Genomic DNA, 5,993 nt, shown 5'->3' with positions numbered 1-5,993 from the left:
GAGAAAGAACCCAGACTCCGGAGATTTCAATCCAGGATAGGAACATCCAGACCGGATGGTACGAGGTTCCCCCTTCAGCACGCAGACATCTGTCACGACCCCTCATCAGAGGAAAAGAAGAACCCTGCGAAGATTTTTCCAGAAGGTAACCTAACTCATGGGATATGCCGGCAATTCAGATTACTATGGCAGAAGGTCGTACACCAGAGCAGAAAAGAGCGGTTGCAAAGCGGGTCACCGAGGTACTGGTCCAGGAACTCGGTGTCTCTCCTGATGCAGTCACCGTATACATCTACGAAATTGGACGCGACCATATCGCAAAAGCAGGAATTCTTATGTCAGATATGACATAACAGGCTCATCATCAGTTACTTGATGCGTGGAAGCACATGAGTATACATGGACTGTGATATTCCGGTCAGGCAGGCTCATCTCAGACCGGGAATGAGTGTCAATGATCTGGTGACAGTGATGGAACAGGCAGGTGCCTATAATGGAGGCGCCTTTTCACGGGCAGTTTCCATCTACACCTCAATGCTCACCGACACAAAAACTACCAGGTTCCTTGGTCTTGCGGGAGCGATGGTCCCTGCAGGAATGGGAGGAATAGTAAGCGATCTCATCCGTGACGGGAAGGTTGATGCCCTGGTCTCCACGGGAGCTAACCTCACGCACGACGTAATCGAGGCGATCGGATGCCACCACTTCAAAGGGACTGAACACTGCAATGATGTCGAACTCAGGCATGAGGAGATTAACCGGATATATGATGTGTATCTCCCCAATGACGCCTTCATCTCTTTTGAAGAATTTATGCAGAAGGTGTTTGCTGATCTTGAGGATGGGACTACCATCTCAATCAGCGATCTCCTCACCCATATCGGTTTAAGACTGGAAACCGGAATTCTGGCAACCGCTGCACGTCATAAGATCCCCATATTCTGTCCTGCTATTCAGGATTCAATGATCGGACTTCAGTACTGGCTCTTCCGTCAGGGGAGAAAAGTCACGGTGGATGCATTTGCAGACATGACCAGGATAATTGATCTCTGTTTTGCAGCTGAACAGGCCGGAGCTCTCTTTATCGGAGGAGGAGTTCCGAAGAACTTCATCCTCCAGAGCATGCTCATGACCCCGAAGGGATTTACCTATGCCATTCAGCTAACCGGGGACCGCCCGGATCTGGGAGGACTTTCCGGGGCAACGCTTGACGAGGCACGATCCTGGGGAAAAGTTGAAGAGGATGCTGAAACAGTCACGGTTTATGGGGACGCCACCATCACCTTCCCTCTGCTGGTGGCAACGGCAATGGAGCGGATTTCGTGACTGATCTCATCCTGGCACTTGATCCTACAAGCCGGGCAGAGGCAATTCGCATCGCGTCAGCTGCAGCCCCCCATATTGATGCCATCAAGGTGGGATATCCCCTCATTCTTGCAGAAGGGTTGGGAATCGCAAAGGAATTAGCCACCCTTGGACTACCACTTATCGCCGACTTCAAGGTCGCTGATATTCCCAATACCAACCGGTTGATCGCGGAACAGGTCTTTCATGCAGGTTTTTCTGCAATCATCTGTCATGGGTTTCCAGGTCGTGATTCAGTAGAGGCATGTGTTCAGGTAGCTCATGCCCATGGCGGGGAGTGTCTGGTGGTGGCAGAGATGAGCCATCCCGGAGGGGCAGAATTTTTTCAGAACGGTATTGCTGAAAAGATAGCCCGAATGGTACTCACCACAGGGGCTGATGGGATCATCGCACCCGCAACACGACCTGAAAGAACCCGGATGTTACGTGAGATCATCGGGTCAAAAAAGATCCTCTCTCCCGGCGTTGGAGCCCAGGGAGGAGATCCCCAGGCAATCGCTGAACTGGTGGATGGTATCATTGTCGGACGTGCGATCTATGAAGCAGATGATCCTGCCTCGGCGGCTGCCGGATATGCAGATATCCGCGGGAACCGGACTTAACCTCCAGTCCTGATAGTGGTATGGTCAATACGCTCCAAATAATTTCAAATGCTCATATTCAGTATGTATGAGTATGATATGGAGTGAGCAACAGCGAAAGATCGCAGCACAGTACTCATCCAAAGATGATATCCCGGTTGCAGAGCGGCGATACAAGTGCCACTCCTGCCATCTGATTGTCGATGAAACACCTTGTCCGGTCTGTGGAGAGCGAAACATGGAGATCATGTGTCCACTTGATACCTGTAACTGCTCTCATGAAATCGCTTCATCAATTGAGTACTGCCCACTTTGTGGTGAACCGGTCTGCCCGGAATGCGGTTCGCATGATGTTGTTCAGATCAGCAGGGTTACCGGATATTTACAGGATGTATCCGGCTGGAATGCAGGAAAGCAGCAGGAACTTAAAGACAGACAACGTTACTCGGTTGTATGAGGTATTACCCCGGAACCGGTTCTCTCATGGTGAGGGGGACATTTCGAGCATGCAGCACCGGACCCACCGGGGGTATCAGAAATGTCACATCTCTTCTTTTTCACCAGGTGCTCCCTCTTGATCTTCCGGGTAATGAACAGAATATCTGGAATGCAGCATACCGGAATGGCCTGTTGCCATCGCAAACCTTTGGTCTGCTACTCCCGGGACAATCAGTAACGTATTCAGTCTTCAGATTCGATGAAGTGACCATCTTTATCGGGGCAGGATATAATCCGGAGGCATCCGGAGTTGATGAACTGACTACCGGGAAAACCGGATGGGTACCAGGCTTTATCAGCATTATCTGTACCATCGACTCAAAACTCACCGATCAGGAACTACTTACAGCACTGGTGGCAATCACTGAAGCAAGGATGTCTGTTCCTGGTGAAAACGGGTTCTGTTCTCCTTTGGAGAGCGGGGTTATCATTGGAGCAGAAAATACCGATCGAAAACGGGAGAACTCTCATAGAGACTGGAATCGGAAGATACGTGAGGCGATAAGGTACGGAATTTCCCGACTTCAGGATAATACGTCCCCCAGGGAAATACCACAGACGCCTCGCGAACCATCATTTTATATTCATAGTACCATCGGTGGTGACCGGTGGGTAGAGTGGCAGAAAGGGATATGCCCCTACTATCCATGCCACTATAAAGGACAACGTTGTGATTTCTGTTATTGCCCCCTGTATCCCTGTGAGGATGAAACGTTAGGCGAATGGACAGACGGTTCTCACGGGAGGGTATGGAGTTGTGCCCCCTGTACGCTCAATCACCAGCCAGCAGTGGTGCGTCATTTGCGTCGCAACCCGGAAGCTTCTCATATTGAGTTGAAATCTCTCCTTGCACATAACTCCTGAAAATAATATCCCCCCCTTACCCTTCAGTAATTTATTAATCAGGGGGAATTTTTTCCCGGTTCACTTTCACCCTGTGCCCTGCATAGTTTATATGTATCCTGATCTGAGGAATTCAGTGGAGATGACATATGGACCTTACAACAATTACACAAAGGATCTCCGAAAAATTTTCCTCACAGGGACACCAGATCGAACCTGCGAAGATTGAAGAGAAACTTTCACGGATGATCAACGAATTCGGAGTTCCTGAAGATGAAGCAGAACGCTCAATCGTCAGTGATTACTCCAGGGAATTTGGTCTTGAAGAGCGTATCTACACACCGGGGCCGGTCTCATCAGATGGACCCGATGCAACACCGATTGCCGACCTCAAGATCGGGGACTGGGCCACTATCGAAGGAGTGGTTACTGTTCTCTTTGAGTCACGATCCCCATCAGTAGCACAAAGCGGTATTCTCGCGGATCATTCAGGGACCATCAGGTTCACCGTCTGGGCAAAAGCTCAGGCACCGGTACTTGAACTGGGCGAATGGTACCGGTTCGAATCAGCTGCTGTTGATGAATTTAATAACCAGCCTGGTTTTCAGGTCCATTCAGGAACAGCAATCATGCCGGTATCATCAGAAAACCTCCCTGACCTGGTAATAACTCCGATTGCAGAAATGCAGCGGGGTGTGGTCAGTCTAGAAGGAAAAGTAGTTTCTCTCACTGAGCGTGCGGATGGACCGGTTCGTATGGCAGGTGTTCTTGCTGATGGGACAGGCGCCATCAGGTTTACTGTCAGAAGAGGAGATCCGCTTTCAGGAGTTGAAGAAGGGGGATGGTTCCAGATCACCTATGCAATAGCAGACGTGTATCGTGGGGCAATTAATCTCCAACTCAATGCAGGAACCCGCATAACTCCAATAACAGAGGACCGAAGTTTACGGCCTGCAATATCACCGGTTGCCGGGGTGAAACCCGGAGTTGTCTGTCTCCGTATTAAGATGCTTCAGGAGTACTCAAGTTCAAGCGAACGGATGTTTCAGTCAGGGATACTCGGTGATGAAACCGGTACGATCCGGTTTGTGACCTGGAATGACGAATCTGCAGAACGGCTCGTTCCAGGCATGGTGTATACCGTATATTATGCAACTGCTGATGAGTACAATGGACGGCTTTCTCTTACCCTGAACGGAGCGACCTGTCTGCCTGATGATGTGAGTACCATACATGTCAGCCCGCTTCCCGAAAGGGCAGCGCCTGAAACGATTACCATAGAAGGGGAAGTTACCGTCCTCTTTCCACCCAGAAGTGCCTCAATTGCCCAGAGTGGTATCTTTGCACATCAATCCGGAATAATGCGGTTTACTGCCTGGGCCAATGCAAACGCTCCGCTTCTTCAGGCAGGTGAATGGTACCGGTTAGAGTCCGCAGTAATTGATGAGTATAACTCCCAGAAAAACATCAAGATCACCACCGGAACGACCGTGACCCCGTTGTCTGCGGAAACGATCCCCCACATCAATGCCACCCCTATTGCTGAGATCACCCCGGGTATTGTGAGTCTGGAAGCAAAGGTTGTATCATATACGCCTCACTCAGAAGGTGCAATTGCGGCGGCTGGGATACTTGCCGATGAATCCGGTGCAATCAGATTTACCATCAGACAGGGAGAACCGGTATCAGGGATTGAAGAGGGTGGATGGTACCGGGTGGAATACGCAATTGCTGATATCTACCGGGGAGCAATAAACCTCCAGCTCAATGCAGGATCAACGATATCACCGATCACTAAAGACCGCGATCTTCAGCATGCAATAACCAGAGTTGCAGAGATAAAACCAGGAATTGTCTGTCTGCATGTAAAGGTAGTTCAGGAGTACGAAAGTACCAGTGACCGGATACTTCAGTCTGGAACACTCGGCGATGAGACCGGTACAATCAGATTCGTGACCTGGAAAGATGAGAACGCCCAACGTCTCATCCCCGGAAAAATTTATACGATATTATACGCATCAGCAGACGAGTACAATGGACGGCCATCGCTGACTATCAATGGATCATCCAGTATAGCAGATGACCATGGAACCATTGAAGTAAAGGCATCAGGCGATGAGGTCACCGGAGCTCTGGTTCATATTTCTCCGGGTTCAGGCCTCATCAAACGATGTCCGGTTGAAGGATGCGGCCGGGTTCTTACCAGGCAAAATTATTGCCAGATTCATGAGATACAACCTGATTTTAAGTACGATATCAGAATCAAAGGGTGGCTTGATAACGGCAGACAGACCTGGGATACGATCATCTCACAGGAAGGAGTTGAGAAACTGGTAGGTCTCACGCTTGCAGGAGCACAGGAGATGGAAGAGAACAACCCGCTCGGACTTGAAACCGTGTATTACCACCTCTGTGAGCAGTTACTCGGAAGATACATCTGCTGCCAGGGTAGAGTCATCGAGAACCGGCTCTTTACTTCATCATGCTCATTTCTTACCCTCGATCCGATACGTCATGCGGATCTGATCAACCAATCAGGAGGTCGGAAATGAGTGAACAGATAGCTTTTCAGCGGTATGAACGCGAACCAGCGAGACGTGTTTTTGCAGCTGAACTCAGAGAAACCACCCACCATTTCAAAGAAGGAACCGAAGACAAGAGCCCGACCTTTGTCCTGCTTCCCACCGGTGAGCGATGCAACCGGGT

At 49.9% G+C, this 5,993-nt stretch carries 6 protein-coding genes and 1 pseudogene; all 7 read left to right on the top strand.

The window, feature by feature from the left end; genetic code table 11:
* Window positions 1-164: 164 nt before the first annotated feature.
* Window positions 165-353, top strand: coding sequence for a tautomerase family protein (locus LUQ50_RS12445; RefSeq protein WP_300040159.1), 189 nt, complete (start codon window positions 165-167; stop codon window positions 351-353).
* A 46-nt stretch (window positions 354-399) separates the two neighbouring features.
* Window positions 400-1,326: a deoxyhypusine synthase gene (locus LUQ50_RS12440; protein WP_300040158.1), complete on the top strand. Its 927-nt coding sequence runs from the start codon at window positions 400-402 to the stop codon at window positions 1,324-1,326.
* The gene (gene pyrF / locus LUQ50_RS12435) at window positions 1,323-1,967 is read left to right on the top strand and encodes an orotidine-5'-phosphate decarboxylase (protein WP_300040157.1); all 645 of its coding nucleotides are present in this window, start codon (window positions 1,323-1,325) and stop codon (window positions 1,965-1,967) included. The genes LUQ50_RS12440 and pyrF overlap by 4 nt, the downstream gene beginning before the upstream one ends.
* A gap of 73 nt (window positions 1,968-2,040) precedes the next feature.
* The gene (gene nrdD, locus LUQ50_RS12430) at window positions 2,041-2,403 is read left to right on the top strand and encodes an anaerobic ribonucleoside-triphosphate reductase (RefSeq protein WP_300040160.1); all 363 of its coding nucleotides are present in this window, start codon (window positions 2,041-2,043) and stop codon (window positions 2,401-2,403) included.
* Entirely contained in the window at window positions 2,400-3,308 is a 909-nt protein-coding gene (locus LUQ50_RS12425; RefSeq protein WP_300040156.1) for a cysteine-rich small domain-containing protein, read from the top strand. Before nrdD ends, LUQ50_RS12425 begins: the two co-directional genes overlap by 4 nt.
* Before the next feature lie 128 nt (window positions 3,309-3,436).
* Entirely contained in the window at window positions 3,437-5,839 is a 2,403-nt protein-coding gene (locus LUQ50_RS12420; protein ID WP_300040155.1) for a hypothetical protein, read from the top strand.
* A pseudogene (locus tag LUQ50_RS12415) lies at window positions 5,836-5,993 on the top strand (nucleic acid-binding protein); the annotation flags it as partial. The gene LUQ50_RS12420 and the pseudogene LUQ50_RS12415, both read left to right, overlap by 4 nt.

The organism is Methanospirillum sp., from assembly GCF_028679455.1.
Lineage (GTDB): Archaea > Halobacteriota > Methanomicrobia > Methanomicrobiales > Methanospirillaceae > Methanospirillum.
The sequence above is the reverse complement of the archived record's forward strand: the minus strand, read 5'-3'. Positions and strand labels throughout refer to the sequence as shown.

Coding starts and splice junctions, on each gene's coding strand:
- LUQ50_RS12445 (WP_300040159.1), top strand. CDS start 165: ATGCCGGCAATTCAGATTACTATGGCAGAAGGTCGTACACCAGAGCAG.
- nrdD (WP_300040160.1), top strand. CDS start 2,041: ATGATATGGAGTGAGCAACAGCGAAAGATCGCAGCACAGTACTCATCC.
- LUQ50_RS12425 (WP_300040156.1), top strand. CDS start 2,400: ATGAGGTATTACCCCGGAACCGGTTCTCTCATGGTGAGGGGGACATTT.
- LUQ50_RS12440 (WP_300040158.1), top strand. CDS start 400: ATGGACTGTGATATTCCGGTCAGGCAGGCTCATCTCAGACCGGGAATG.
- LUQ50_RS12420 (WP_300040155.1), top strand. CDS start 3,437: ATGGACCTTACAACAATTACACAAAGGATCTCCGAAAAATTTTCCTCA.